This is a genomic window from Brucella tritici, assembly GCF_008932285.1.
GTDB lineage: Bacteria > Pseudomonadota > Alphaproteobacteria > Rhizobiales > Rhizobiaceae > Brucella > Brucella tritici.
Window position 1 is genome coordinate 144,266 of record NZ_WBVY01000005.1, and the last position, 22,069, is coordinate 166,334.

The window sequence follows — 22,069 nt, forward strand, 5'->3', positions numbered from 1 at the left end:
ATATGCAACAAGGCCATCCGTCTCATCCTGAGACGGATGGCCTTGTTATTTTAACGTCGTGAAACTGGCCCGTCGTGGCAATTCCCGTGCAGAGGTTCGACCACTCGCAACGCTCGCAGGCTTTGCGCAATGTGCCTTCTGCGAAAGCGGCGCGCATTACGGCAAGCCGCTCTGCGTCGAGTCCGAAACGGTTCTGCGTAGCAAGGCGCTGGCCGATCAGGTCGCCTACGGCCTCCAATGCCAGCCGGTCGCGCTTGCGAACACTCGCTTCGTAACAATGGCAATCGCCCCCGCAGAGCAGGGGCGCGCAAATGTCGTCCGGGCCATCGACGAGAAGAATATCTTCTCCTTCGCTCAGCCGCCCGGCAATTCTGTCGTAGTTTTCGACGAAAGCCGGGCTGTAGCCTTTGCCGACATAAGTCAGCATGCAAAGGAGGTGATGGCCGCGCAGGCGTATGGTCACCTGTTTGATCAGGCCTTGCCGTCGCGGGCGATGGCCTTGAGGATCGCAGCACCAAGGGCCGACTTGATAAGGGCGCCGACGAGGAACGGCGTCATGCCGAAGGCAATGGCCTTTTCAACGCCGATGATGCTGGACAGCCAGACTGCGCCAAGAGCAAGGCAGACCACATTGGCGATAAGGAACGAAACGAAGGCGAAGCCGACGCGATTACCGTTCCAGCCGCGTTCGGCCAGATAGCCGGTCATTGCGGCGATGATCGGGAAGGATACGAGATAGCCTGCAGTCGGGCCTGCAAAATGCGGAAGACCACCGGCGCCGCCAGCCAGAACCGGAAGGCCGAGCATGGCTTCGCCGAGCCAGGCCAGAACCGTGGCCATGCCAAGACGCCAGCCATAGAGTGCACCGATCAGCGGGACGATCAGGGTCTGCAGCGTGATCGGAACCGGAATCATCGGAACTTCGATCTGCGACGAGATGGCGAGAACCAGCGTGCCAAGCGCAACGGCCGCAAGGCGCATCGCAGGGGAGCGGGATTCCAGATTGAGCGGGCTAAAGGATGGGCGCGTCTGGGTAATGGTCGTCATAGCTTCCTCAAATTATAGATAAAATTGAGATTCGATCTATATCTTCTTAAAGCTCCTGACGATAAACGCAAGAGGTGGTGCAAAGAGAACGGCGCCTGGCTGTGGGAGCCGCGCGCAGAGACCCTGTCGCGCAGACGAAAATCTGCACGAGTGACCAGAGTGGCCACGATGAAAAAGAGGTGCTTATCTGTGCAAGCGCCTGATCAACCGACAATCGCAAACGAATCGCGCGTCTTGCCCGATGCGGTCTTGACCGGACGGTGTCCGATCCATTGTACATGACGAGCGAGGATGGTCACTGCGCTCTCGACATCGTTCTGGCGCAGCGCCTGCAATATGGCGCGATGGTCGTGGTCGGTGCGGGTTTCCCATTCCGACCGCCAGGTCGCGAAGAGAAACCGGGCGCTGGCAGCGTGAAGATCGTCGATGGCTGCAAGCAGGCGCGGCATCTTGCATGGTTCGAGTATGAGGCGATGGAAGCGGCGATTGGCGTCTTCCCAGCTTCTGACATCGCGTGATTTGTCGCCTTCCAGCGTGGCCTGTTCGGCGGCGTCGAGCGTTGCCTGCGTGATGTGCGGGGCTGCATGGCGCAGCGCCAGAACTTCCAGAGCGGCCCGCATCTCTGCCACTTCCCTGATCTCGCCGATGTCAAACGATGCGACCCGGACGCCGCGCCGAGGTTCGGAAACGGCAAGTCCTTGAGCCTCCAGCCGCCGGAATGCTTCGCGCACCGGCACATGGCTGGTCTCGAATTCTTCGGCAATGTGATCCTGTCGCAGTTTCATGCCGGGTTCTATCTCGCCCGCAATGATGCGGTCGGCAAGAATGCGGCTGATACGGGCTGCGATGGTTTCGCTGGGAGTGTTCTGGGCGGGCTGAATCATGAATTTATAGATAATCTGCTTTGCCTGACGGGTCGAGCAATATTGCTTTTATTGACAGAGATTCGAGGGAGACGGCGCTTTTGCTGGACGAATGGGCCTGAATTCCTTATAACGCCGCCATTCTGCACGGAAAGCACTGTGGCCCAACCTGTGGCCCTTCTCTGCTTGATCTCTGTTTCATGCGTGACGCTTTCTCCGTGCACAGCATTTTAAACAGAACAGGGGTGCCATGGCCGGCCATTCACAGTTTAAGAATATCATGCACCGCAAGGGCCGTCAGGATGCGGTGCGGTCGAAAATGTTTTCCAAGCTCGGACGCGAAATCACCGTCGCTGCCAAGCAGGGTCTGCCTGACCCGACAATGAACCCGCGCTTGCGTCTGGCGATCCAGAACGCCAAGGCGCAGTCCATGCCGAAGGACAATATCGAGCGCGCCATCAAGAAGGCGGCCGGTAATGACGGCGAAAATTATGATGAAGTGCGCTACGAGGGCCGTGGCCCCGGCGGCGTATCGGTCATCGTGGAAGCGCTGACGGACAATCGCAATCGTACTGCATCGAATGTGCGCGCAGCCTTTACGAAATCGGGCGGTGCACTGGGCGAGACCGGTTCGGTGTCCTTCATGTTCGACCGCGTCGGCGAAATCGTCTACAAGGCCTCCGTCGGCGACGCCGACACGGTCATGGAAGCAGCCATCGAAGCTGGCGCAGACGATGTGCAGTCCGGTGAAGAAGAACACGTCATCATCTGCGCGTTCGAAGATATCGGCGAAGTGTCGAAGGCTCTGGAAGCTGCGCTCGGTGAAGCCGAATCGATCAAGACGATCTGGAAGCCGCAGACCAATACCGAGCTGGACGAGGAAAAAGCGCGTTCGGTTCTCAAGCTTCTCAACGTGCTCGAAGACGATGACGACGTGCAGAACGTCTACACGAATTTCGAAGTCAGCGACGAAGTGATGGAAAAGCTGAGCGCCTGATCGGTTACTCCAGGCTTACTTATAAAAATCCCGGTTTTGACCGGGATTTTTTGTGTTCTGATGATGAGAAATTTGGGCAATAAAAAACCCCGCCAGAGCGGGGCTTTTCAACCAGATGCAATATCGGATTAGATGCCGAGATTGCCGAAACGGTTCTTGAACTTCGTAACGCGACCACCGCGATCAAGCAGGGTCTGCGAACCGCCCGTCCAAGCCGGATGGGTGGTCGGGTCGATATCGAGGTTCATCGTATCGCCTTCCTTGCCCCAGGTCGAGCGGGTCATGTATTCGGTGCCATCGGTCATCACGACCTTGATGGTGTGGTAGTCGGGATGGATATTGGCTTTCATCTTCTCAATCCTGAAAGTCTGGGGTGAAAAGCGCAGCCTTGACTATCGAAACTGCGGCACTTTCGCCCAATGGCAGATATGAAGACCCATTACCTACAGGCAACGGCTTCCAAAAGGGTTGGCGAGCCTATACATCAGGCGCACGGCAATAACAAGGGCGCAAACACAAGAATGGCCGACCGGGATACTGAAATTGATATGAATCACGAATTGACTGCAGAAGAAAGTCGCAAACGCCGCTCGCTGAAGCCGCTGAAGAGGATGATGCCGTTTCTGGTACCCTATAAGGTCCTGGTTGCAGGGGCACTCTTTTCGCTGGTGCTGGCCGCTGTAACGACTCTTGCCGTGCCTGTTGCGCTGCGTCGCATGATCGACCATGGCTTTACGGGTTCGAATGCTATCTTCGTCAATAATTACTTCGGCATGCTCGTGTTGCTGGCGCTCATCCTCGCGCTGGCGTCGGGCCTGCGCTATTTCTTCGTGATTTCGCTCGGCGAGCGGGTGGTTGCCGATCTGCGCAATGCGGTCTTCTCGCATGTGACGGCGCTCTCACCGGAATTCTTCGATCGGTCGCAGTCCGGTGAAATCGTTTCGCGCCTGTCGTCCGACACAACGCAGATCAAGTCCGTGGTGGGCGCTACGGCCTCTGTCGCGCTGCGCAACATGATTCTGGGTATAGGCGCACTGGCGATGATGGTTGTCACGAGCCCGAAGCTTTCTGCGCTGGTCATTGCCGCCATTCCGATCATCGTTGTGCCCCTCATTGCCTTTGGACGCTCGGTGCGTCGCCGTTCCCGTATGACGCAGGACATGCTGGCAAAGGCCAATGCCTATGCCAGTGAACAGATTGGCGCGATGCGCACATTGCAGGCTTTCACCAATGAGAACATGGTGGTCGGGCGTTTTGGCGGCGCGGTGGAAAAAGCCTTCCAGGCAGCGCGTTCCTCCATTCAGGCGCGCGCAATCCTGACCGCCTTTGCGATTTTCCTGATCTTCTCCAGCATTGTTGCAGTGCTCTGGTTCGGCTCGCGTGATGTGCTGGCGGGCACGATGTCTGCCGGTACGCTCGGACAGTTCGTGCTTTACGCTGTGTTTGCAGGCAGCTCCTTTGGTGCCTTGTCGGAAGTGGGCGGGGAACTGGCACAGGCTGCGGGTGCGACAGAGCGGCTCGTCGAAATTCTGGACGAACAGCCGGATATTGCTGCGCCTTCGAAGCCTGTTGCCATGCCGGTGCCACCACGCGGCGAGATCGTGTTTGATTCCGTGCATTTCTCCTATCCGACGCGACCGGATGCGCCGTCGCTCAACGGTATCAGCTTCACCGTGAAGCCCGGTGAAACCGTTGCGATTGTCGGTCCCTCGGGTGCGGGCAAGAGCACGATCTTCGCGCTCGTCATGCGCTATTACGATCCGCAGTCAGGCAAGATCCTGATCGACGGCGTGGCTTTGCCTGACGCCGACCCGCAAGCTGTTCGCGCGCGCATTTCAACCGTGCCGCAGGACGTCGCGATTTTCGCCACCAGCGTGCGGGAAAACATCGCCTTCGGTAGGCCCGGAGCAAGCGACGAGGAGATTATCGCAGCGGCAAAGGCAGCCCTTGCGCATGATTTCATCATGGCGCTCGACAAGGGCTATGATACGGAAGTGGGTGAACGCGGTGTGACGCTTTCGGGCGGCCAGCGCCAGCGCATCGCCATTGCGCGAGCAATCCTGCGGGGAGCCCCCATCCTTCTTCTTGACGAAGCGACATCGGCGCTGGATGCCGAAAGTGAGATGCTGGTGCAAAAGGCTCTGGACAGCCTTATGGCTGATCGTACGACACTTGTCGTCGCGCACCGTCTCGCGACGGTGCTCAAGGCCGACCGCATTCTCGTGCTTGACCATGGCCATATTGTCGAAGAAGGCACACATCAAAGCCTTGTCGAAAAGGGCGGTATCTATGCCCGTCTTGCCAAGCTGCAATTCGAGGCGGGTGCTGGAGCGTTCGCTGCGAAGTGAAACAGGAGGGCTTTGCCCTCCCGTCATTTCTTCCTAGCGTTCGGTCAGCTTCAACTCGATGCGCCGGTTCTTGGATCGGGCATCGGGTGTATCGGAGGCGTCAAGCGGCTGATATTCCCCGAAACCTGCTGCGACGAGCCGGTTGGCGGGGACGCCATTGGCGATCAGGAATTTGACCACTGCGGTTGCGCGAGCTGATGAAAGCTCCCAGTTGTCGCGGAAGCGTCCCGTGCCAGTCAGAGGCACATTATCCGTGTGACCGTCGACACGCAGTACCCAGTTGATGTCATCCGGGATTTCCTGATTGAGCTGGATCACCGCATCGGCAAGTTTCTTCATCTCGTCCTGGCCGGCCGGATTGATATCCGCCGAACCCGTCGGGAAAAGAACTTCCGACTGGAAGACGAAGCGGTCGCCGACAATACGGATATTCTCCTTGTCCGACAGGATTTCGCGCAGGCGTCCGAAAAAGTCGGAACGATAGCGGTTCAGCTCCTGCACACGCTGCGCCAATGCGACATTCAGGCGGCGACCGAGATCGGCGATCTTGGCGTTCGATTCGCGATCGCGGCTTTCAGAAGCGTTGAGCGCATCTTCAAGTGCAGCGATCTGGCGGCGAAGCGCTGAAATCTGCTGGTTCAGCAGTTCCACCTGACTGAGCGCGCGGGCGCTGACCTGCTTTTCGGCATCAAGGCTTTCCGACAGTTCACCAGCACGTTTTTCGGCTGCGCCACTGCCTTCGTTCAAAAGGCTTTGCAGACGCGAACGCTCACTTTCGGCGCTGGACAGCGAAGCCTGCAGATTGGCGATGGTGTCCTGCATGTCCTGCGAATTGCTGCGCTCCAGCGACAGAAGCTGCGTCAATTCCTGTATCTGGCTGTTGAGGCGTGCAAGCACGCTGTCCTTGTTGTTGACCTCGCGGCTGAGCAGGAATTGCGCCAGCACGAAGACGGTGAGCAGGAACATGATTGCGAGCAGCAGCGTCGTCAGGGCATCGACGAAGCCCGGCCAGTAATCGACATGCCTCTGGGAGCGGCGGTTGCGGGCGAGGGACATGGCTGCTTACTCCGCCTTGTCCGTGCGATCGGATTTGCGGTCGTGCGAGCGCTCGCCGATGGCCTTGGTGAGACGATCAAGCGTCTGGCGGATAGCCTTCTGCTCGTCGGCCTGCTTTTCCACCCAGTCACGCATGATCTGCTGCTCACTGCGCATGTTCTTGACAAGGCCCTGTATGCCTTCAGCAAGATTGGCCAGCGCTGCCGTGGTGCGCTGCGTGGAAGCATCGCCACCATGCAGGTTCTGCAGCCTGTCGGCCAGAACGCGGATTTCTTCAGTGCCGCCATTCTGGTCGGCTCCGGTATCCGAACCGAGATCGGTGACTGAAGAAAGCCAGTTTTCCAGTTCCGTATAAAAGCGGTTTTGCGCGCGGCCCGCCTGAAGATCGAGGAAGCCAAGGATCAGCGAACCCGAGAGGCCGAACAGCGATGACGAGAAAGCCGTGCCCATGCCGGAAAGCGGCGCTTGCAGGCCTGCCTTCAGTGCATCGAGAACGTCGCCGGTACTGCCGGAATTGGGATCAAGTGTCTGAATGGTGCGCCCGATGGAACCAACCGTTTCCAGAAGGCCCCAGAACGTGCCGAGAAGACCGAGAAAGACCAGAAGTCCGATCAGATAGCGCGATATATCCCGGCTTTCATCAAGGCGTGTTGCGATGGAATCGAGGATCGAACGCATGGATGCAGTGGAAAGCGCCATCGACTGGCGGCGGCCGATCAGGGCGCGCATGGGTGCGAGCAGGACAGGCGGCCGTGTGGTGCCTTCACGGTCGCCGTCGCGGAATGAGTTGACCCAGCGGATCTCGGGCAGAAGGCGCAGGACCTGTCCGAAGGCCAGCAGGATGCCAATGAGAAGCACCAGGAGTATGAGCCCGTTGAGACCGGGATTGGTAACGAAGAACGTATGAATCTGCCGCATCAGAATTGCAGCCAGAAATGCTACAATAATAAGGAAGATCGCCATGGTGAGAATGACAATACGCGGGCTCGACAGGCGGTAGGGGTCATAATCGCGTCCCTCGTCCAGACGATCCCGGGAAACTCTCAAATCGCTCATGCGTTGCGCTCCATGGCTTTGTCCATATTGGGGTCCATATCGGGAGCCTACTGCATTCCGAGCGGTAGTGGAATCCGCCTACACGGAAATTCCGGAGGCTTTGTGCCAATGTGTAGCGATAAATAACGGCAATACTGCCCATGGGCACCGTTCTCTTCGAGACAAGAATCTGCCTTCGTTTTTGCTAACGTTTATCGATTGGCCGCGGACGGTTTAAGTCTGCATCGGTGTGGTGAATATTGTATAGTATTGCTGATTTAAATTTTAACTTTGTTGCTGCCAATTAATAAATAAATGGTTGCGATTTCAAGAAACAGAAGTTGATGTAATTTATTTGTGCTTCACTTGAATAAATGGAGGACATTATGTTTTGGTTGAAAATTGTTGGTCAAATATTTGAAGCTGTTGGCAAGGCGCTGCAATATATCGGCGGATAATAGTTTTTATTTGAGTTGCGAGAGAGGCCGAGCGCTTAGATGCTCGGCCTCAATGTCTATTTGGACAACAGAATTTCTGCCAACGTGTTAGTATTTCAGATCGGCTTCTTGATTGTCTTGAGAAGTGCGCCGTGAATGGCTTCGTTGCCAGCAATGATCGTCTGGTTGCTGAACATATCCTGTCCGCCGTTTTTGTCCGAGACAAAGCCGCCAGCCTCGCGAACCATCAGGATGCCCGCGCCGATATCCCACGGATGCATGCCATCTTCCCAGAAACCATCCAGACGACCGCCTGCAACATAGGCGAGGTCGAGTGCAACGGCACCCATGCGGCGAATGCCTGCGGTTTCGGCCATGACATTGCGCAGTTCGACCAGATAATGGCCGTGATGGCCGCGACCCAGATGAGGGATGCCGGTGCCGATGACGGAATCAACCAGCTTGTTGCGCGATGCGACGCGCAGGCGACGGTCATTGAGGAATGCGCCACCGCCGCGTTCTGCGGTGTAAAGCTCATCCATGGCCGGATTGTAGATGACGCCGGCGACGATCTGTCCCTGACGCTCGAGAGCGATGGAGACTGCGAAAACCGGAATGCCGTGCAGGAAATTCGTGGTGCCGTCGAGAGGATCGACCAGCCAGCGATGCTGTCCGTCCTTGGATTCAACCTCGCCGGATTCTTCCATCAGGAAGCCGTAATCCGGGCGGGCGCGGCTCAATTCCGTATAGACGATCTGTTCGGCGCGGCGGTCGGCCTGGCTGACATAGTCGCCTGGGCCCTTAAGAGAAACCTGGAGATTCTGGACTTCGCCAAAATCACGAGCGAGGCTGCGGCCGGCCTTCATAGCGGCCTGTACCATAACGTTGAGAAGGGCTGAGCGGGCCATTTCATTGTCCTTGTAAGCACGATCCCGAAGCGTGGATTTTGAAGGGGATCAAGCAGTTAATCATAAACAGAAGGTCGAATATCCAGCCAGAAACATGTTTGGCGGACAGTCGGGGAATTGAGCGATCTGAGAAAGAACGGTCGCAATCTTTGCGACATGGATTATGCAGCGCCCTATACGGGGCGCCGCAGATCTCGTTTTTCGTATTAAGCGCGGCTGACGTAGGTCAGTTCGTTGGTATCAACGATCACGCGTTCGCCTGATGCGATGAACGGCGGAACAAGGATACGGATACCGTTTTCAAGCACAGCTGGCTTGTAGGACGATGCAGCTGTCTGGCCCTTGACGACCGGATCAGCTTCCGTGATGGCAAGCGTGACCTGATCTGGCAGGCGGATGCCGATCGGCTTTTCTTCGTAAAGTTCGACCGTGACCATCATGCCGTCCTGCAGGAAAGCAGCGCGGTCGCCGACGAAATCCTTGGCCAGCTCAAGCTGTTCGTAGGATTCGGTGTCCATGAAGATCAGCGCTTCGCCCTGTTCGTAGAGGAACGAGAAATCCTTCTGCTCCAGACGAACGCGCTCCACGGTTTCAGCAGCGCGGAAACGTTCGTTGAGCTTGGTGCCGTTGATGAGGTTCTTCAGTTCGACCTGATTATAGGCACCGCCCTTGCCAGGCTTGACGGCGTTGGTCTTGACCGCAACCCACAGGCCGCCAGCATGTTCGATGACATTGCCGGGGCGGATTTCGTTACCATTGATCTTCATGAGCTTGATCCGGAATGAAAATGTGAAACCATGTGCGGTCCGGCGCATGACGACGAAAAGGCAACCGTCCGGTTTTATTCCGGAGATTGCGCACCTGCCTTATACTCGAACCACGATAATCGGCGTCTCAAGACCATAAAAAGGCGCTTGGCGCAAGCCTGAGCACGAAAAGAGAGCAGGTCCGGCCAGAAAATTCGCCCAAAAATCAGCGAACGCGCAGATTGTTGGCGGTTTCTATGGCCTGCTTGATCTGGTCGTCCGCCAGTCCGTCCATCATGTCGTTGAGGTCCGGCGAACGAAAACCGGCGCGTTGGGCAACAATATACCAGGCCGCAGCCTTGACGAGATCGCCTTCGGTGCCGATGCCGTCGCGATAGAGACGGGCAAGCCAGGCCTGCGCCATCACCATGCCGCGCTGGGCACCAAGACGCATCCAGCCGAAACCCTGTTCATAGTCGCGGTCGCCGCCGCGCCCCTCGATCAGCCAGCGGCCGAGATCGAACTGCGCGGTATCGTAACCTTGTGCGGCTGCAAGCAGGAGATAGACCCGTGCCTTCTTGTCGTCACGCGGAATGGTAGGCGTACCGTTGGCATAAATCTGGCTGAGCGCATATTGTGCGTCGGCCAGTTTGGCTTCGGCTGCCTTCTCGAACCAGGGGAAGGCGAGGTCGATGCCCGGCTTGCCGGGTGTCTTCACCATCAGCATCTGGCCGTAGTTGAACTGCGCCATGGCATTACCGCCTTCGGCTGCCTTCTTCATCAACTCCTCGGCCTTGACCGGGTCCTTCGTGGTGTAGGTGCCCTGAAGCAGAAGTGCCGCATAGCGGAATTGCGCCTCGACGACACCGTTTTTGGCCGCCTTCTCGTACCATTCCGCCGCTAGTTTCTGATTGGCAGGGATACCGAGGCCGCGTGCATAAATCTCTGCGATGAGCGCCTGTGAAGCCGGATCGCCTTTTTCAGCCTGCGGCTTGGCCAGATTGAAAGCGGTCAGATAGAGGCCGCGCTGAAATGCACCGAATGCCTCGTCCGCCGGCTTGTCGCCGAAACGGCTCGGATCGATGTGGGGCATCGGTTCGGTGGTTGCCGGTTGCGGCAGCATCACCGGCTTGGCTGGCCCGGCTGGCCCGGCTGGCCCGATTGGCTTGTCGGCCTTCTTGTCCTTGTGATTACCCTGCTGGCTCTCCTTCTGACCGTGCACCGGCTCGCCTGCTGCCAGAGCAGGCAGGACCGGCAGCGCGAATGTCAGAATTGCAGCGAGAAGAAGTTTGTTCTTCATGGGCATCGGCAAGACCTTGATGAAGGGATCAGTTTTCAAAGCGTGGCGCGTTCTCATCGAGAAGCCGGTTGGCTTCCGCGACAGCTTTTGCAGGGTCTTCGGCGTCGAAGACCGCCCGACCGAGGGCAACGAAATCCGCGCCGGTTTCGGCTGCGGGGATGATGCTTTCCAGCGTGCTTCCGGCTTGCGCGATGCTGGGAATTTCCACCATCTGCGACCACCATTCGGCCAGCGACAGGTTACGCGGATGGGCGTCCGGCTTGTTATCCGCGCCGATCTTGCCGAAAAAGACATAGTCGGGCTGCAATTCTCCGATCTCCATCGCACCATGGCGGTCACGCAGATTGCCGGTGCCGACAATCATCTTCGGCGTATGCTTTTCGATGGCATCTGCCAGATCGGCAGCCTTGCCTTCGATATGAACGCCGTCTGCCCCGACCCGGCCCGCGATGCGCGTATCATTCAGGATAAGCGCGGCGGCGCCTTTTTCCTGAATGACGGGGATGACTTTTTCGGCCGTGGCCTGAAAAGTGGCTTCATCGAGATCGCCGGTGTCGAGAATGACGCTTGCGACGTCACCGCCCGAGAGCGCAGCCGTCAAAAGCTTTGCAAGAGCCGCGCCGTCGGCAAGCGGAGGCGCAACCAGCACGATGCGGCAGCGTTCGATTTCAGTCTGGTGAGCGGGCGTGTTCATGAGCCAAGCCTAACGGGAAAAACGTGATGGAATTCGGGCAATAGAAGCACTGTGTTTACCGGAAACGGAAACGGCGCTCTATCTATTTGTTTTATCGCATTTATGCGACGCAACCGCGCTTCGGCAAGTATTCATTGACAAAACACTCTCCGGTTTGCGCCTGTCCGGGCTGGCATAATGTTATCCACTGGAACGAAAGTTGATCGGAACCAACCCGGTTCTGCCGGGATTAACGGGTATATAAGCCACACCAAGACCGGGCACCGAACGCCCCGGCAGAACGTGTGAAACTGTTCCGGTTACCCATCCGGAATGACACGAAGAAGATTGGAAAGCCTCGCAATCCCAAGTGCCGGCGCTTTCCTTCAAAGATAGGCAGGCTGGTAAATGAACATTGCGACCGCTAGAGAAGCGTTGCCCGCACAACCGACGAAAATGCGCGACACGCGTATCGACGTTTTCCGTGCGCTTGCGCTGCTAACGATCTTCATCAACCATGTGCCCGGCACAATCTATGAGCATTTCACGCACAAGAATCTGGGCTTCTCCGATTCGGCTGAGGCTTTCGTGCTCATTTCCGGCATGGCTGTGGCGCTGGCCTATGGATCGAAATTCGCTCCCGGCAATCGCCTGCTCCTGTCGCTGAAGATGTGGCGCCGCGCTGGCGTACTCTATACAACACATATCATGACGACCATGGCGACCATTGCCATTTTCGCCTCTGCGGCCATCTTCCTGAAACGTTCGGAACTTCTGACGCAGATCAACATCGCGCCGCTGGTCAAGCATCCGGTCGAGGCGCTGTTCGGCATCGTCACGATGGGCCACCAGCTCGGCTATAACAACATTCTGTCGATGTATGCCGTGATGCTGGTTCTGACCCCGATCCTGCTTCTGCTGGCGCGCATCAGCCTGCCGCTCATGCTCGGTGTTTCCGGCACAGTCTGGTTCCTGTCGGGCCTCTATCACGTTGCGCCGGTCAACTATCCGACCGAAGGCGTCTGGTTCCTCAATCCGCTGTCGTGGCAGTTCCTGTTCGCGATCGGTATTGCGGGCGTGATGCATGTACGTCGCGGTGGTGAACTGCCGAAGCATCCGCTGCTGATAGGCCTTGCCGTCGGCTATCTCGTGCTGGCGCTGGCATGGGTGCGCATCCCGCTCTGGGGTGTCGATGCATCGATGGGCATGCCGATGGTCCTCACCGGCTTCGACAAGACCTTCCTGTCAGGCCCGCGCCTGCTGCATGTGCTGGCGATTGCCTATCTCATCGCTGTTGTGCCGACGCTGAACAACATTGCCCGGACTGCGCCGGATAATCCGCTGGCGATTCTCGGCAAGCATTCCTTGCCGGTCTTTATTGCCGGTACGTTGCTGGCAATGGTCGCACAGGTGATGAAGCTCGTTAATCCTGGTGGCCTGCCTTATGACACGCTGCTGATTGCAACCGGCATCGTCATGCAGTTCGCGCTGGCCTATTATCTCGAATGGCTGCCAACCATCGGTTGGAGCAAGAAGGGCGCAACCGCTTCGGCAAAAGCCGCTGTTCCCGCTGCCGAGCCTGTCAAGATCCAGGTTGCATCAAGCTCGAAGCCTGCGATGCAGCGTTATTAACAATCACCACTGATCAGCCGCCCATTCAGGGCGGCTCTTCCTTGAGAGAAAAGCGCCTGTTTGCGCGAGATTATCCACAGTGCTGCGCAGAAATTAACCATTCATTAATCTTAAGAATGTTAAATGGTTTACATCCAGTTCGGCTGGATTCTTACCGGGTGGTTTAGCCACTCTGTTTGACGCCTCCCTGTTAAACTCCTGAGAGCCGCCATCGCGGCTCTTTTTTTATGCGCTTTTTGCTGCACGTTGTGGAAATATCGATTTCCATATGCAGGTGCGCGGAACGGAATGACTGCCCAATCCGTTCTATTTGCAAGCTTTCATCAAAAGCCTCTGAAAATGTTAACCGAATGTTAAACATAAACTTGCGCGACGGTGCATGAAGGTGCAGTTTATCGTGGACTTGTTTAGCGTAGCTGTTCCGTCTCAGCCTCCCCCATGGTCGAACAGCGGTTCAATGGTTTCATTCGTATCCGTCTGGCATATCCCACCGGACGAATACGGCAACGGAATGGGCCGCCGATACAGGCGGTCATGCAAGGTGGCAGAGCAGTGATTAGCGAACAGGGTCAGATGCCGAGCAATATGATCAGCCTCGCGGAGCGCATGGTCTTCTCGGATTCGTTCAAGCCGATCTACGCCGAAGGCATGGACATGGTCGAGGAAGCTGCGAGCTATCTCGACGGCGAAGGCCGTGAGGATGCGCGCAATCTTTCGCGCGTGGCTGCGACGCTCTATGCCGCCGAATCGATGCGCCTGACGACGCGCCTGATGCAGATTGCTTCCTGGCTGTTGCTCCAGCGCGCAGCGCGCAGCGGTGAGATGACCCGCCAGCAGGTTTCCGCCGAAAAGGCCAAGGTGCGTCTTGATACACCGTCGGCGGGCGAAATTGCGCAGGGCTGGTCTGAACTGCCTGCCGCATTCATGGAACTGGTTGAACGTTCCATGCGCCTTCAGGCGCGTGTGCGCCGCATGGATCGCGAAGTTTACGGTGAAGTGGTTTCGCTGCAGGGCGTTCCGCGTGGCAACCCGGTTTCCGAACAGATCGTTTTGCTCAAGACCGCTTTCGGCGCTTCATAACAACTGATCATATGCGCCCTTCATGGCGCATGTTTCTCTTTTGTTCACTTTTCTGCTGTCAAGTGAATCCGTCTGAGGATAGGGTTCGCTTATGAAAGAAACGATTCGCATCATTGGTATCGATCCGGGCCTGCGCCGTACCGGCTGGGGCATCGTCGAATCGTTGGGCAATTCACTGCATTTCATCGGTTCGGGGACTGTGACCTCGAATGCCGAGATGGATCTCGCATCGCGCCTCTGCCAGTTGCATGAAGGTCTTTCCAAAGTCCTGCATGAATATATGCCGCATGAGGCGGCGGTTGAACACACCTTCGTCAACAAGGATGCAACGGCGACGCTCAAGCTTGGTCAGGCGCGCGGCATTGCCTTGTTGGCGCCCGCGCAGGCTGGACTGTCCGTTGCCGAATATGCGCCGAATGCCGTGAAGAAGGCTGTAATCGGCGTTGGACACGGTGAAAAACAGCAAATCCATATGATGGTGAAAGTGCTGATGCCGCGCGCATCGTTCGATACGAGCGATGCCGCCGATGCTTTGGCCATTGCCATTTGTCATGCGCATCACCGGCAAAGCATCGCAAGTGCGCGCCGGTTGCAACAACTTATCGCGTAGGTGGCCATGATCGGTAAGCTCAAGGGTGTGATCGATGAAATTGCCGAGGATCATGCCGTCATCGACGTGCATGGTGTTGGCTATGTTGCGTTTTGTTCGGCACGGACGCTCGGCAATCTTGGTGGTGCGGGTGAGGCGGCCATCCTGTTTATCGAAACCTATGTTCGCGAGGACATGATCCGCCTTTATGGTTTTGCCAATCAGCTTGAGCGCGAATGGTTCCGCCTGTTGCAGAATGTGCAGGGCGTTGGCGCGAAAGTGGCTCTGGCCGTGCTTGGCACTTTGTCTCCATCAGAACTCGCCAATGCTATTGCATTGCGCGACATCGCCATGGTTTCGCGCGCGCCGGGTGTCGGCAAGAAGGTTGCTGAGCGCATCGTGACCGAACTCAAGAACAAGGCGCCTGCCTTCGCCGGTGATGCGAGCGGCACGATCGGGCTCAAGCAGGAACTTGGCGCGGGCGCTGCTCCGGCGCCGGTTGCCGATGCGGTGTCGGCGCTTTCCAACCTCGGCTATTCGCGTGATCAGGCCGCCAATGCCGTCGCCGCGGCCTTGAAGGAAGCGGGGGAGAATGCCGATTCGGCCAAGCTCATCCGCCTGGGTTTGAAGGAATTGTCGCGGTGAGAGCCTGTTCCAAAAGTCGCCATGCCGGTCTGCAAATGGCGTTTTTCTGCGTTCCGGTGCTCATGTACGTTAAGTACATTGCGCTCCGGGACTCGAAAATCACCATTTTCGCCACGGCCTGCCGCTTTTTGATTCAGGCTCTGATTTACTTGCCTGAGCGATATGTTCATGCGAGGAGGAAGGCATGAGCGACCGCAACCCTCTCATCGATGCCGATAGACGCGTAGACGAAGACAATACGCTGCGTCCGCAGACGCTTGACGATTTTGTCGGCCAAGCGGCGGCGCGCGCCAATCTGAAAGTCTTTATCGAGGCCGCCAAAGTGCGGGGCGAGGCGCTTGATCACGTCCTGTTCGTTGGCCCTCCAGGTCTCGGCAAGACAACGCTGGCGCAGATCATGGCCAAGGAACTGGGCGTCAATTTCCGCTCCACATCCGGCCCGGTCATTGCCAAGGCGGGCGATCTTGCGGCTCTCCTGACCAATCTGGAAGAGCGCGACGTTCTGTTCATCGATGAAATTCACCGCCTGAGCCCGGCTGTGGAAGAAATTCTCTATCCGGCCATGGAGGATTTCCAGCTCGATCTCATCATCGGCGAAGGGCCTGCCGCTCGTTCGGTGAAGATCGATCTTGCCAAGTTCACGCTCGTTGCGGCAACGACCCGTCTCGGGCTTTTGACCACGCCGTTGCGGGACCGTTTCGGCATTCCGACACGGCTCAATTTCTATACGGTCGAGGAGCTGGAATATATCGTGCGGCGTGGCGCGCGCATCATGCAGATGGGCATTTCGCCGGATGGTGCGCTGGAAGTCGCCCGCCGTTCGCGCGGCACTCCGCGTATTGCCGGGCGGTTGTTGCGCCGCGTGCGTGACTTCGCGCTGGTCGCAGGCGCGGATGTCATCGATCGCAAGATCGCCGATGAAGCTCTGTCGCGGCTTGAGGTGGACAATCGTGGGCTGGATCAGCTCGACCGGCGCTATCTCAATATCATTGCGCGTAATTTCGGCGGTGGTCCGGTCGGTATCGAAACCATCGCTGCCGGTCTGTCAGAGCCGCGTGACGCAATTGAAGACATTATCGAACCCTATCTGATCCAGCAGGGTTTCCTGCAGCGCACGCCACGCGGTCGCGTTTTGACGGCCATCGCATGGCAGCATCTCGGATTGCCTGCGCCTGCTGAAATCATCCAGCAGTCGCAATACGGTCTCTTCATGGAAGACGAATGACGGAACGACAGGAACAATTGGCGCAGGCTGCCGTATCAGGCGAACTGAAAGACGGCGCACATCTGCTCTATGCGCGCATTTATTATGCCGATACGGATTTTTCCGGCTTCGTCTATCACGGTCGCTATCTGGAATTCTATGAACGCGGACGCACCGATTTCCTGCGCCTGCAGGACGTTCATCATATCGAATTGGCCGAAGGCGCGCTCGGGGAAGAAATGGTCTGGGTCGTTCGCCGCATGGAGATCGATTACAAATCGCCCGCGAAGATGGACGACCTTATTCTGATTGAAACCCGCGTCAGCGAAATTCGTGGTGCGCGGGTTATCATGGCGCAGAAGATTACCTGCGGTGAGCGTCTGCTTTCGGAGGCGAAGGTAGAGGCCGTGATGATAACCAAAGAAGGCCATCCGCGCCGCATTCCCGACGAGTGGCGGGAAGCCTTTACCAGCAGCCGCAAGGACTGAGTCCCGGTACGGTTCCACAGACTGCCTCCGCTGGAATGCTCTATGCGAAAATCGATGCGCTACCGGCAAATATGCCTAATTGGGCGAATGCTAACGCATCTTTAACCATAATATTCCATTAATCACCCTGACGGAATCGGTGGAGAGGCAGGCATGAAGCGCAGCGCCTTCCTTTCACCAAAATTAACCGTAACAAGCGCGTGATGGATTTAAAGTTGAAATCCGGGAATGGCGATTGCGGAACGAAGTGTCGACCGCTCGTCGGGCAGGTACGGCTTCAAATGAAAAGCTGCGCAGGTTTGGAGCGTCTGTTTTCAGACGTTGAGTAACGGATTTGCGATACCGCCCGGTCATGTGGCCGGGCGTTTGGATTCGAGGACGGTAGATCGATGGAAAATGTTGCGTTAGCGGCCCCCGCCGCCGATGTTACCCTCTGGGGCCTGTTCATGCAGGCGAACTGGGTCGTCAAGCTGGTTATGCTTGGCCTGCTGTTCGCCTCGATCTGGACCTGGGCTATCATCGTGGACAAGACGATTGCTTACGGACGGGCGCGGCGTGCGATTGATCGCTTCGAGCAGACGTTCTGGTCCGGCCAGTCGCTGGAGGAACTCTATCGCAATCTCGGTGAACGCCGCACTACGGGCATGGCGTCCATCTTCATGGCTGCGATGCGTGAATGGAAGAAATCATTCGAGAAGGGCGCCCGCTCGCCCATCGGCCTCCAGATGCGTATCGACAAGGCTATGGATGTGGCACTGGCGCGTGAAAGTGAAAAGCTCGACTCGCGTCTGGGCTTTCTGGCGACCATCGGTTCGGCGGCCCCCTTCATCGGCCTGTTCGGTACGGTTGTCGGTATCATGACCTCGTTCCAGGCAATCGCCGCTTCCAAGAACACCAGTCTTGCCGTCGTGGCACCGGGTATCGCCGAAGCGCTTCTGGCAACGGCAATCGGTCTTCTCGCCGCTATTCCTGCCGTTATTGCCTATAACAAGCTGTCGGCAGACGCGGGCAAGATCGGCGGACGGCTGGAAGGCTTTGCGGATGAATTTTCCGCCATACTGTCGCGCCAAATTGATGAGAAGCTGACGCCGCGTAACTAAGCGGCTTCAAGCATCGAGTGTAATTTCAGCCTTCGGGAATCTTGCAATGGGCATGTCGGTAGGAAATCAGGGAATGCAGTCGGGCGGGCGCCGCAGGCGTGGTCGCAAGAAGGCATTGATGAGCGAAATCAACGTCACGCCGTTCGTCGACGTTATGCTTGTTCTCCTCATCATCTTCATGGTCTCCGCACCATTGCTGACTGTTGGCGTGCCAATTGATCTGCCCGACACCCAGGCCAAGGCCATGAACGCCGACACGCAGCCGATCACCGTTTCGGTCAATAGCGAAGGCAAGATATTCTTGCAGGAAACTGAAATTCCGATCGAAGAAGTGGTGCCGAAACTCCAGGCCATCGCCAAGACAGGCTATGAAGAGCGCATTTTCGTGCGTGGTGACAAGGCTGCCGATTACGGCACCGTCATGAAAGTCATGGCCCGCATTTCCGCCGCCGGTTTCAAGAACATCGGCCTTGTGACCCTCCAGGAGCAGGATAGCTGACGCCATCATGAAGGCTGGCCTGACATCTTCTGTTGCCTTGCATGCCGTTGCGGTCGCGCTGGCAGTGGTTTCGTTTTCCTCGCCGAAGGCTTTCGACGTGCAGGATTCGGAATCATTTCCGGTCGATATCGTACCGATCGAGTCGATGACGCAAATCCAGCAGGGCGAAAAGACCGCGCCCATGAAGGAAAAGTCGGCTCCCGTGCCGACAACCAAACCGCAGACTGTCCCAAACGCCGAGAATTTTGGCGATCAGGAAATTGATACCCAGACGCCGCCGAAGCCTGACGCAAAGGCGAAGCCAATCGAGGCAGCGGAAGAACCGAAAGCGCAACCGGAACCGGTGAAGAAGCCGGAACCGAAGCCTGATCCGAAACCGGAACAGAAGCCGGAGACGAAGCCGACGCCGGTTCCTGCGACGGAAGTCCAGACCAAGCCGGCAGAAAAGCAGGAAGTGAAGCCTGATCCGGTGGCGGAAGCCATCGAAAAGCAGGCTGAATCGCCCGACGCCCAGACGCCGAAGCTGCCAGACAAGGTTCCCGCGCCGGAAGCCAAGCCGAAGCCGCCACAGGCTCAGACCGCGAAGACGCCGGATCGCAAGCCGACGGAAGAGAAGAAGCCGACGCAGAGTGCTTCGCAAACATCGCAATCGAAGAAAGACGCGATTGCAGATGAGGTTGCAGCCCTTCTGAACAAGCAGAAGGCGGCAGGTGGCGGCGCCAAGCGTTCCACCGATCAGGCATCGCTGGGCGGCAAGAAGAATACTGGCGGCTCCAAGCTCAGCCAGAGTGAAATGGATGCGTTGCGCGGCGCGATTTCCAAATGCTGGAACGTGCCTGCCGGTGTGGCTGACGCGCCCGGACTGGTCGTGACCGTCAAGATGAAGCTGAACCAAGATGGCTCCATTCAGGGCGTTCCTGAAGTAACATCTGGCGGCGGCGGTGATGGTGTTGGTCGTGCAGCAGCCGAGAGCGCCAAGCGCGCTGTCGCACGCTGCGCGCCGTACAATCTGCCAGTCGACAAATATGATTCATGGTCGGAAGTGATCGTCAACTTCGACCCGAGCGAAATGTTCTGACCGGGCTACCGGTCGCCAACCAACTTACTGCAAGGACAAAGAGGTCCCAGAAGACATGAAAATCGGCATCATCAATACAAAGATCCGGACGGTCTTTTCGGCTTTCGCGTGTATGATTGCCGCAAGCCTTGTCTGCACCATGCCGGCGCGCGCCGTCGTGGAAATCAACATCAACAAGGGTGTGATCGAGCCGCTGCCGATCGCCATCACCGATTTCCTTTCGGCCGACCAGCTCGGACCGAATATCACGTCGGTCATTGCGGCTGATCTTGAGCGGTCGGGTCTTTTCGCGCCTATCGACAAGGGCGCCTTCATCGAGAAGATCTCCAATCCGGACGCGGCTCCGCGTTTCGAGGACTGGAAGGTCATCAATGCGCAGGCGCTCGTCACGGGCCGCATCACCAAGCAGCCGGATGGCCGCCTCAAGGCTGAGTTCCGCCTGTGGGACACGTTCGGTGGCCAGCAGATGATTGGCCAGCAGTTCTTCACCACGCCGGACAACTGGCGCCGCGTCGCCCACATCATCGCCGATGCGATCTATGAGCGCCTGACCGGTGAAAAGGGCTATTTCGATACACGTGTTGTTTTCGTCGATGAATCCGGCCCGGCACAGAAGCGCGTGAAGCGTCTGGCCATCATGGATCAGGACGGCGCCAATGTGCGTTACATTTCCGATGGTCGCGCGATTTCGCTGACGCCGCGTTTCTCGCCGAACCGTCAGGAAGTCACCTATATGTCGTTCGAAGGCGGTTCTCCGAAGGTGTATCTGCTGCAGCTCGAAACCGGACAGCGTGAACTCGTCGGCAACTTCCCCGGCATGACCATTGCTCCGCGCTTCTCGCCCGATGGCCAGAAGGTCGTGATGAGCCTGCTTCAGGACGACGGCAGCGCCAATATCTACACGATGGACCTGCGCAATCGTTCGACCACGCGCCTGACCAACAGCCAGGCGATCGATACGAGCGCGTCCTATTCACCGGACGGATCGCAGATTGTCTTTTCATCCGACCGTGGCGGACGTCCGCAGCTCTATGTCATGGGTGCCGATGGCTCCAATCCACGCCGTATCTCGGCAGGTGATGGCAGCTATTCCACGCCGGTCTGGTCCCCGCGCGGCGATCTCATCGCCTTCACCAAGCAGTCGCAGGGCCAGTTCTCCATCGGTGTGATGAAGACAGACGGTTCGGGCGAACGCCTGCTGACCTCGGGCTTCCACAATGAAGGTCCGACCTGGGCTCCGAACGGTCGCGTTCTGATGTTCTTCCGCAAGGCGGCGGGTGCAGGTGGTCCGAAGCTCTTCACCATCGATCTGACCGGCCGCAACGAACGCCAGATTCAGACGCCGAACTTCGCGTCCGATCCGGCCTGGTCGCCGCTGCTCGAATAGGCTTTTGCGAAAAGTTACCAAAGTTGAAGGCGCGAAGCTTCGGTTTCGCGCCTTTTTCTTGGATAGAGCGGTTCCGATTGAACCGGAAACGGGGAATCGCTCTATCTCTTTGTTTTGTCGCGTTATCCTCACGGAAAACCGCTTCGTACTTTTGTTGGAAATGCTTAAATTGCCACAATCATTGCCAGGAAGCCGTGTTTCTGCCGTATTTTGCCCCCAAGGGCTAGAACCAGAAATGCTGCCGGAAATCGCCGGTTGCACTTGGCCGCAAGAAAATATTAACCATACTTCTTGAGCCTGTCTTAACCTCAATATGATTATTGGATGGTTACGCAGGAACATCAAATCTTAAGGAGCTCCGGCCCATGCGCCGTATCCAGTCGATTGCACGTAGCCCGATCGCTATTGCCCTTTTCATGTCGCTCGCCGTTGCCGGTTGTGCGTCCAAGAAGAACCTTCCGAACAATGCCGGTGATCTGGGTCTCGGTGCAGGCGGCGCAGCAACGCCGGGTTCCTCGCAGGACTTCACGGTCAATGTCGGCGACCGCATCTTCTTCGATCTCGATTCTTCGCTGATCCGCGCCGATGCACAGCAGACGCTTTCCAAGCAGGCCCAGTGGCTGCAGCGTTATCCGCAGTACTCGATCACGGTCGAAGGCCATGCCGACGAACGCGGTACGCGTGAATACAACCTCGCTCTCGGCCAGCGCCGTGCGGCTGCCACCCGCGACTTCCTCGCTTCGCGTGGCGTCCCGACCAACCGTATGCGCACCATCTCCTACGGTAACGAACGTCCGGTCGCAGTTTGCGACGCCGACTCGTGCTGGTCGCAGAACCGCCGTGCTGTCACCGTTCTCAACGGTGCAGGCAGCTAATCTGCGGGCACCTCACAGTGTTACGGAAAAGCGGCTTTCGAGCCGCTTTTTTCATTTTTGACCGCCTGATTGGTCGTTTCGA

23 protein-coding genes and 1 pseudogene are annotated in these 22,069 nt (G+C 57.5%); 14 read left to right on the forward strand and 10 right to left on the reverse strand.

The annotated features are described in order from the left end of the window. Positions 1-22 precede the first annotated feature (22 nt). The 3 genes from F9K94_RS19690 to F9K94_RS19700 form a co-directional block, all read right to left on the reverse strand. Entirely contained in the window at positions 23-463 is a 441-nt protein-coding gene (locus F9K94_RS19690; RefSeq protein ID WP_151647883.1) for a DUF1284 domain-containing protein, read from the reverse strand. An 8-nt stretch (positions 464-471) separates the two neighbouring features. Next, positions 472-1,047, reverse strand: coding sequence for a biotin transporter BioY (locus tag F9K94_RS19695; protein WP_151647885.1), 576 nt, complete (start codon positions 1,045-1,047; stop codon positions 472-474). 203 nt (positions 1,048-1,250) lie between these two features. Further along, positions 1,251-1,931, reverse strand: coding sequence for a GntR family transcriptional regulator (locus F9K94_RS19700; RefSeq protein ID WP_061348025.1), 681 nt, complete (start codon positions 1,929-1,931; stop codon positions 1,251-1,253). Positions 1,932-2,160: 229 nt separating this feature from the next. Between F9K94_RS19700 and F9K94_RS19705 the strand changes: the two genes are divergently transcribed. Then, positions 2,161-2,907 (forward strand): YebC/PmpR family DNA-binding transcriptional regulator, encoded by a 747-nt coding sequence (locus F9K94_RS19705; RefSeq protein WP_061348026.1) that lies wholly within the window; start codon positions 2,161-2,163, stop codon positions 2,905-2,907. A gap of 128 nt (positions 2,908-3,035) precedes the next feature. Here F9K94_RS19705 and rpmE read toward each other — a convergent pair whose 3' ends face one another. Next, on the reverse strand, positions 3,036-3,257 hold the full coding sequence (rpmE, locus tag F9K94_RS19710; protein ID WP_002964804.1) for a 50S ribosomal protein L31: 222 nt from the start codon (positions 3,255-3,257) through the stop codon (positions 3,036-3,038). 69 nt (positions 3,258-3,326) lie between these two features. On the opposite strand from rpmE, the gene F9K94_RS19715 reads away from it, so the two are divergent. Further along, complete coding sequence (locus F9K94_RS19715) at positions 3,327-5,255, forward strand: ABC transporter transmembrane domain-containing protein (protein ID WP_192799540.1); 1,929 nt, start codon at positions 3,327-3,329, stop codon at positions 5,253-5,255. Positions 5,256-5,288: 33 nt separating this feature from the next. On the opposite strand, the gene F9K94_RS19720 is transcribed toward F9K94_RS19715, so the two are convergent. The 6 genes from F9K94_RS19720 to F9K94_RS19745 form a co-directional block, all read right to left on the reverse strand. Then, positions 5,289-6,311 carry a peptidoglycan -binding protein gene (locus tag F9K94_RS19720; protein WP_151647887.1) on the reverse strand — a complete coding sequence of 341 codons (1,023 nt, stop codon included), beginning with the start codon at positions 6,309-6,311 and terminating at the stop codon, positions 5,289-5,291. Between the two features lie 6 nt (positions 6,312-6,317). Continuing rightward, entirely contained in the window at positions 6,318-7,367 is a 1,050-nt protein-coding gene (locus tag F9K94_RS19725) for a MotA/TolQ/ExbB proton channel family protein (protein ID WP_151647888.1), read from the reverse strand. A gap of 532 nt (positions 7,368-7,899) precedes the next feature. Further along, positions 7,900-8,691, reverse strand: a complete 792-nt coding sequence (locus tag F9K94_RS19730; protein WP_061348030.1) for an inositol monophosphatase family protein — start codon at positions 8,689-8,691, stop codon at positions 7,900-7,902. A 206-nt stretch (positions 8,692-8,897) separates the two neighbouring features. Beyond that, positions 8,898-9,458, reverse strand: coding sequence for an elongation factor P (gene efp / locus F9K94_RS19735; RefSeq protein WP_010661385.1), 561 nt, complete (start codon positions 9,456-9,458; stop codon positions 8,898-8,900). 205 nt (positions 9,459-9,663) lie between these two features. Then, complete coding sequence (locus F9K94_RS19740) at positions 9,664-10,737, reverse strand: tetratricopeptide repeat protein (protein ID WP_151647890.1); 1,074 nt, start codon at positions 10,735-10,737, stop codon at positions 9,664-9,666. A 28-nt stretch (positions 10,738-10,765) separates the two neighbouring features. Further along, entirely contained in the window at positions 10,766-11,431 is a 666-nt protein-coding gene (locus F9K94_RS19745) for a thiamine phosphate synthase (protein ID WP_151647892.1), read from the reverse strand. A gap of 387 nt (positions 11,432-11,818) precedes the next feature. Between F9K94_RS19745 and F9K94_RS19750 the strand changes: the two genes are divergently transcribed. The 12 genes and pseudogenes from F9K94_RS19750 to pal all read left to right on the forward strand — a co-directional run bounded on the left by F9K94_RS19750 (position 11,819) and on the right by pal (position 21,987). Beyond that, positions 11,819-13,042, forward strand: a complete 1,224-nt coding sequence (locus tag F9K94_RS19750) for an OpgC family protein (RefSeq protein WP_151647894.1) — start codon at positions 11,819-11,821, stop codon at positions 13,040-13,042. 573 nt (positions 13,043-13,615) lie between these two features. Continuing rightward, positions 13,616-14,122: a protease adaptor protein RcdA gene (rcdA, locus tag F9K94_RS19755; protein ID WP_061348087.1), complete on the forward strand. Its 507-nt coding sequence runs from the start codon at positions 13,616-13,618 to the stop codon at positions 14,120-14,122. A 91-nt stretch (positions 14,123-14,213) separates the two neighbouring features. Next, positions 14,214-14,732 carry a crossover junction endodeoxyribonuclease RuvC gene (gene ruvC, locus F9K94_RS19760; protein WP_151647896.1) on the forward strand — a complete coding sequence of 173 codons (519 nt, stop codon included), beginning with the start codon at positions 14,214-14,216 and terminating at the stop codon, positions 14,730-14,732. A 6-nt stretch (positions 14,733-14,738) separates the two neighbouring features. Beyond that, positions 14,739-15,356, forward strand: a complete 618-nt coding sequence (gene ruvA, locus F9K94_RS19765; RefSeq protein ID WP_010661379.1) for a Holliday junction branch migration protein RuvA — start codon at positions 14,739-14,741, stop codon at positions 15,354-15,356. A 35-nt stretch (positions 15,357-15,391) separates the two neighbouring features. After that, positions 15,392-15,499, forward strand: a pseudogene (locus F9K94_RS19770) (flagellar basal body P-ring protein FlgI); the annotation flags it as partial. A gap of 41 nt (positions 15,500-15,540) precedes the next feature. Next, positions 15,541-16,581, forward strand: a complete 1,041-nt coding sequence (gene ruvB / locus F9K94_RS19775) for a Holliday junction branch migration DNA helicase RuvB (RefSeq protein ID WP_010661378.1) — start codon at positions 15,541-15,543, stop codon at positions 16,579-16,581. After that, entirely contained in the window at positions 16,578-17,048 is a 471-nt protein-coding gene (locus F9K94_RS19780) for a YbgC/FadM family acyl-CoA thioesterase (RefSeq protein ID WP_061348033.1), read from the forward strand. The genes ruvB and F9K94_RS19780 overlap by 4 nt, the downstream gene beginning before the upstream one ends. 389 nt (positions 17,049-17,437) lie before the next feature. Further along, a complete protein-coding gene (gene tolQ, locus F9K94_RS19785) occupies positions 17,438-18,148 on the forward strand; it encodes a protein TolQ (protein WP_010661376.1) in 711 nt (236 codons plus the stop codon). Between the two features lie 46 nt (positions 18,149-18,194). Beyond that, positions 18,195-18,647: a protein TolR gene (gene tolR, locus F9K94_RS19790; RefSeq protein ID WP_109989135.1), complete on the forward strand. Its 453-nt coding sequence runs from the start codon at positions 18,195-18,197 to the stop codon at positions 18,645-18,647. 7 nt (positions 18,648-18,654) lie between these two features. Then, positions 18,655-19,725 carry a hypothetical protein gene (locus F9K94_RS19795; protein ID WP_151647899.1) on the forward strand — a complete coding sequence of 357 codons (1,071 nt, stop codon included), beginning with the start codon at positions 18,655-18,657 and terminating at the stop codon, positions 19,723-19,725. A gap of 55 nt (positions 19,726-19,780) precedes the next feature. Next, positions 19,781-21,112, forward strand: a complete 1,332-nt coding sequence (gene tolB, locus F9K94_RS19800) for a Tol-Pal system beta propeller repeat protein TolB (protein WP_010661373.1) — start codon at positions 19,781-19,783, stop codon at positions 21,110-21,112. 365 nt (positions 21,113-21,477) lie between these two features. Further along, positions 21,478-21,987: a peptidoglycan-associated lipoprotein Pal gene (gene pal / locus F9K94_RS19810; protein WP_061348035.1), complete on the forward strand. Its 510-nt coding sequence runs from the start codon at positions 21,478-21,480 to the stop codon at positions 21,985-21,987. Positions 21,988-22,069: the final 82 nt, after the last annotated feature.

Coding starts and splice junctions, on each gene's coding strand:
- F9K94_RS19695 (WP_151647885.1), bottom strand. CDS start 1,047: ATGACGACCATTACCCAGACGCGCCCATCCTTTAGCCCGCTCAATCTG.
- F9K94_RS19700 (WP_061348025.1), bottom strand. CDS start 1,931: ATGATTCAGCCCGCCCAGAACACTCCCAGCGAAACCATCGCAGCCCGT.
- F9K94_RS19705 (WP_061348026.1), top strand. CDS start 2,161: ATGGCCGGCCATTCACAGTTTAAGAATATCATGCACCGCAAGGGCCGT.
- rpmE (WP_002964804.1), bottom strand. CDS start 3,257: ATGAAAGCCAATATCCATCCCGACTACCACACCATCAAGGTCGTGATG.
- F9K94_RS19715 (WP_192799540.1), top strand. CDS start 3,327: ATGGCAGATATGAAGACCCATTACCTACAGGCAACGGCTTCCAAAAGG.
- F9K94_RS19720 (WP_151647887.1), bottom strand. CDS start 6,311: ATGTCCCTCGCCCGCAACCGCCGCTCCCAGAGGCATGTCGATTACTGG.
- F9K94_RS19725 (WP_151647888.1), bottom strand. CDS start 7,367: ATGAGCGATTTGAGAGTTTCCCGGGATCGTCTGGACGAGGGACGCGAT.
- F9K94_RS19730 (WP_061348030.1), bottom strand. CDS start 8,691: ATGGCCCGCTCAGCCCTTCTCAACGTTATGGTACAGGCCGCTATGAAG.
- efp (WP_010661385.1), bottom strand. CDS start 9,458: ATGAAGATCAATGGTAACGAAATCCGCCCCGGCAATGTCATCGAACAT.
- F9K94_RS19740 (WP_151647890.1), bottom strand. CDS start 10,737: ATGAAGAACAAACTTCTTCTCGCTGCAATTCTGACATTCGCGCTGCCG.
- F9K94_RS19745 (WP_151647892.1), bottom strand. CDS start 11,431: ATGAACACGCCCGCTCACCAGACTGAAATCGAACGCTGCCGCATCGTG.
- F9K94_RS19750 (WP_151647894.1), top strand. CDS start 11,819: ATGAACATTGCGACCGCTAGAGAAGCGTTGCCCGCACAACCGACGAAA.
- rcdA (WP_061348087.1), top strand. CDS start 13,616: ATGCCGAGCAATATGATCAGCCTCGCGGAGCGCATGGTCTTCTCGGAT.
- ruvC (WP_151647896.1), top strand. CDS start 14,214: ATGAAAGAAACGATTCGCATCATTGGTATCGATCCGGGCCTGCGCCGT.
- ruvA (WP_010661379.1), top strand. CDS start 14,739: ATGATCGGTAAGCTCAAGGGTGTGATCGATGAAATTGCCGAGGATCAT.
- ruvB (WP_010661378.1), top strand. CDS start 15,541: ATGAGCGACCGCAACCCTCTCATCGATGCCGATAGACGCGTAGACGAA.
- F9K94_RS19780 (WP_061348033.1), top strand. CDS start 16,578: ATGACGGAACGACAGGAACAATTGGCGCAGGCTGCCGTATCAGGCGAA.
- tolQ (WP_010661376.1), top strand. CDS start 17,438: ATGGAAAATGTTGCGTTAGCGGCCCCCGCCGCCGATGTTACCCTCTGG.
- tolR (WP_109989135.1), top strand. CDS start 18,195: ATGGGCATGTCGGTAGGAAATCAGGGAATGCAGTCGGGCGGGCGCCGC.
- F9K94_RS19795 (WP_151647899.1), top strand. CDS start 18,655: ATGAAGGCTGGCCTGACATCTTCTGTTGCCTTGCATGCCGTTGCGGTC.
- tolB (WP_010661373.1), top strand. CDS start 19,781: ATGAAAATCGGCATCATCAATACAAAGATCCGGACGGTCTTTTCGGCT.
- pal (WP_061348035.1), top strand. CDS start 21,478: ATGCGCCGTATCCAGTCGATTGCACGTAGCCCGATCGCTATTGCCCTT.